We start from the raw sequence: 3,515 nt of genomic DNA on the forward strand, positions 1-3,515 counted from the left end.
TGTCGCGTAGCCCTTAAATGCGGCATAAGAAAGTCAACGAAATCAATGAGGCTGCTTTGCCATTAAATATGATATCTTGCCTTTAAATCCGACATTCTTGCCGTTAAAGCTGACATAGGGTTCACGGGGTTGGGCGGTTGGCAGCGATGGAAGGTAATGATGAAGACTGTGGCGATGCTGGTGCTGAGGCGCTGCGCCGGGCATCGGTCCTTCGACCGCTTGTACAGGCGTATCTCAATCGCACCGGGAGCTTGGAAAGCGGTATACGTGATGCAGTCTGGGAGCTTGGCGTCAGCAAGACCACAGTTTGGCGCTGGATCCGACGGCTTGCAGAAGAAGGTGGCCGGACAAGCGCTCTTGTTCCCCGCAGACGCGGCCGACCCACGGGGTCGATCATGGTGGCCGGTGATGTCGAAGGCATCATCGAAGACCATTTGACTCGATACTACCTTCGGCGAGAACGACCTAGCCTGGCGCGCGTTGTGACAGAAATCCGCAGTGCCTGCCTTGAGCGAGGGCTTCAGCCCCCGACGCGCCGAACTGTTCAGCGTCGCCTCGATGCGATGGATGCGCGCGAAGTCATGAAAGCGCGCGAGGGCGCAAAGGCAGCGCGCCAAAGGTTTGCGCCGGTGACGGGAAGGAATAGATCAGAACGACCGTTGGACGTTGTACAGATCGATCACACACCAGCTGACATAATCCTTGTCGACAGTTTCGAGCGCAAACCCATCGGCCGTCCTTGGGTGACCTTGGCGATCGACATCGCCACGCGCATGGTGACAGGATACCATGTCAGCTTCGAGGCGCCGTCTCGCCTTTCGGTGGCCTTGTGCCTCACGCGGGCCGTCGCCCCCAAAGCAGAGTTTCTGGCCGACCTCGAGTGTAATGTTCCGTGGCCCGCGCAGGGAAAGCCCGACAGCATTCACGTCGACAATGGCCGCGATTTTCGATCCCGTGCCTTTCAATCTGCCTGCGCAGAATGGGGGATCAATCTGGTCTATCGACCGCCGGGAAGCCCTCATTTTGGTGGGCATGTCGAGCGGCTGATCGGCACTATGATGGGCGCAGTGCATCTCTTGCCAGGAACAACGCAGTCGTCGGTCGCGGCCAAGGGCGGCTATGCCGCAGAAGCCATGGCGGCGATGACCTTGCGAGAGTTTGATCGGTGGTTTGCCTTGGAAATCTGTCGCTACAACAACAGCATTCATTCGAGCCTTGGCTGCGCTCCTGTCGCCAAGTGGGAAGCGCTCGCCGGGGAAATGTCCGGCGACATCCCCTTCGACATGGAGGCGTTTCGGGTGAGTTTCTTGCCAAGTGAGCAGCGGCAAGTACGTCGTGACGGCATCCACCTGTTCGACCTGCGCTACTGGTCCGACGCCCTCGCGGGCTATGTCGGTCGCCGGGACGGAAAGGTGGTCGTACGCTACGATCCCCGCGATCTCTCGGCCGTCTGGGTCGAACTGGACGGCGGCAGATGTGTCGAGGCCCGGTACCGCAACCTGGAAATCCCGCCGGTGTCACTCTGGGAATACCGCGAGGCCATGCAAAAGGCACGGGCCATTGGGAAAGTGGGCACGAATGAACTGGTCCTCGCCGAATTGATCCGGCAGCAACGCCAAATCGAGGGAGAAAGCCGCGCGCTCACCAAGGCAGAGCGCCGATCCCGTGAAAGGAATTCTTCGATGAAGGGTCTGGTCACCGATGATCGGGAATCGGAGGGGCTGCGACCAGTCGACACCGGTGATACATCGCGCCCCATGTTTAAGGTGGAGCGCTGGTGAATTGAGGGCAGAAACAGAAGCAGACGGCCGCATCGCCCTCATTCAATCAGATATCTGGATCGGCTTTCCGAGGGCGGAACAAGTGCTAGACCGGCTGCAAGGCCTCATCGAGATGCCACGGCAGACTCGAATGCCGGGCCTTCTCGTGCATGGGGCCTCCGGCATCGGCAAGACGATGATCGCCCGAAACCTGTCGCGCAGGTACGCGCCGGAATACGATCCGGAAACAGGTATCACGCGCACCCCGCTGCTTCTTTTGCAGGCACCACCAGCGCCAGACGAGCGGCGGTTCTATATGCACATCCTCGCTGCCGTCGGCGCTCCGTCATCGGTGCTAAGCTTGCGGGCCCAAAGTGTTGCCTCGCTTGAGGTCCGCGTTGTTGGCCTTCTAAGCGATCTCGGGCTTCGGATGATCATGATCGACGAAGTTCACAACCTCCTGGCGGGAACCCATCGCGAACAACGCCGCTTCCTGAATGTTCTGCGTTATCTCAGCAATGAACTCGAGGTATCGCTGGTATGCTTTGGAGTCAGCGAAGCGGTCGATGCCATTCGCGGCGATGTCCAACTCGCGCGACGCCTGGACGAACACCACCTGCCAAACTGGCGCGACGATGCCGAGTTCTCGGACATGATCCAAACCCTGATCGCGGCCATGCCGCTCGCGAAGAAATCCAATCTGAAGGTTAAATCGCTCAAGCAGATACTGGCGCTGACCGGCGGGGTGACTTCGCGGATATTTTCCTTGGTCAAGGACCTATCCATTGACGCGATCGTCACGGGCCAGGAATGCATCACCGACGATGCAGTCGCAAAATGGACGCCCGTTTGGTCGCGCCATGCGAATACCCAACGGCGGCTCGAGAAGGCCAGAGCTTGAAGCAGCGCCCGTTGCCGAAAACTGTCACGCCTCTTGCAGATGAGCTGCTTTCTGGATGGCTGACGCGACTGGCGGTCACCAACCATTGTGAGGTCGACGCACTCCTGGCGCATATTGGAGTCGATACGCGACAGGTCGCCATGCTGGATTTTGACGTCGAGGTGGCCGCGACCACAGCAGAAAAGATATCGATTGCGGCCCGTGTTGCCGCTGAAACTGTTCAATCCCTTACCTTTGGGACAATGACCCAGACCGATGCCCTGATGACGGCGCAGGTCGCGTTCCAAACTTGTCCCGACTGCTCTCGGCGCGGTATAGCGCTCAAACAGTGGCGGAAGTTATGGGCATTCGACTGCCAGATCTGCGGCACCCGACTTGCGTCGATCCTCATCAAGCCTGATCGCAACCGAATATCCGAAACGCTGGTGCGTCGTGCCCGAAGCGGCGCGGCGCTGCTCGAAAGTGCGGTGACGTCCAACTGCGCCAACAAACTTCGACGCGCCATGCGGGCGGCCACTTATGCCAAGGCGCTCAAGTCCGTTCGCGCGGATACGGCCTTTGCCCTTCAAAGTCCCAGACCCGACGTGAGACTCTTCTGCCTTGCGGCAATCGCCGTTGCTCAGTCACGTCCACTGGCCAAGGCGGCTATATTCAGCACTGGCCTCGATGGGTACGCAAGAGTTGCCTTGCTTCGTGCGTTTGAAAAAGGGCCCCGTCTTCTTGCAGCAGTTGACCGGATTGTACTGCGAAATAGGGAAAAACTCCGACGAGCTGGCGTCTGAAGACCACATTTAAGGGCAACACACGCTGCCCAACGCGCCGTGTGCCGAATTTAAGGGCAACGCGACACCGGC

General features: G+C 59.2%; 3 protein-coding genes. All 3 read left to right on the forward strand.

Annotated elements, in window-relative coordinates; all coding sequences use genetic code 11:
* Positions 1-395: 395 nt before the first annotated feature.
* From GGR17_RS20060 to GGR17_RS20070, 3 genes are read left to right on the forward strand one after another with little or no spacing between them, the layout of a single operon-like run.
* Entirely contained in the window at positions 396-1,781 is a 1,386-nt protein-coding gene (locus GGR17_RS20060) for a Mu transposase C-terminal domain-containing protein (RefSeq protein WP_082386776.1), read from the forward strand.
* 1 nt (position 1,782) lies between these two features.
* A complete protein-coding gene (locus GGR17_RS20065; RefSeq protein WP_054540550.1) occupies positions 1,783-2,661 on the forward strand; it encodes a TniB family NTP-binding protein in 879 nt (292 codons plus the stop codon).
* Positions 2,658-3,443, forward strand: coding sequence for a TniQ family protein (locus GGR17_RS20070; RefSeq protein ID WP_054540551.1), 786 nt, complete (start codon positions 2,658-2,660; stop codon positions 3,441-3,443). The genes GGR17_RS20065 and GGR17_RS20070 overlap by 4 nt, the downstream gene beginning before the upstream one ends.
* The last annotated feature ends 72 nt before the right edge of the window (positions 3,444-3,515 follow it).

The sequence above is a fragment of the Actibacterium naphthalenivorans genome, assembly GCF_014196965.1.
GTDB classification, from domain to species: domain Bacteria; phylum Pseudomonadota; class Alphaproteobacteria; order Rhodobacterales; family Rhodobacteraceae; genus Actibacterium_A; species Actibacterium_A naphthalenivorans.

Excerpts from the sequence above, each read along its gene's own strand:
- GGR17_RS20060 (WP_082386776.1), top strand. The coding sequence starts at position 396 with ATGGTGGCCGGTGATGTCGAAGGCATCATCGAAGACCATTTGACTCGA.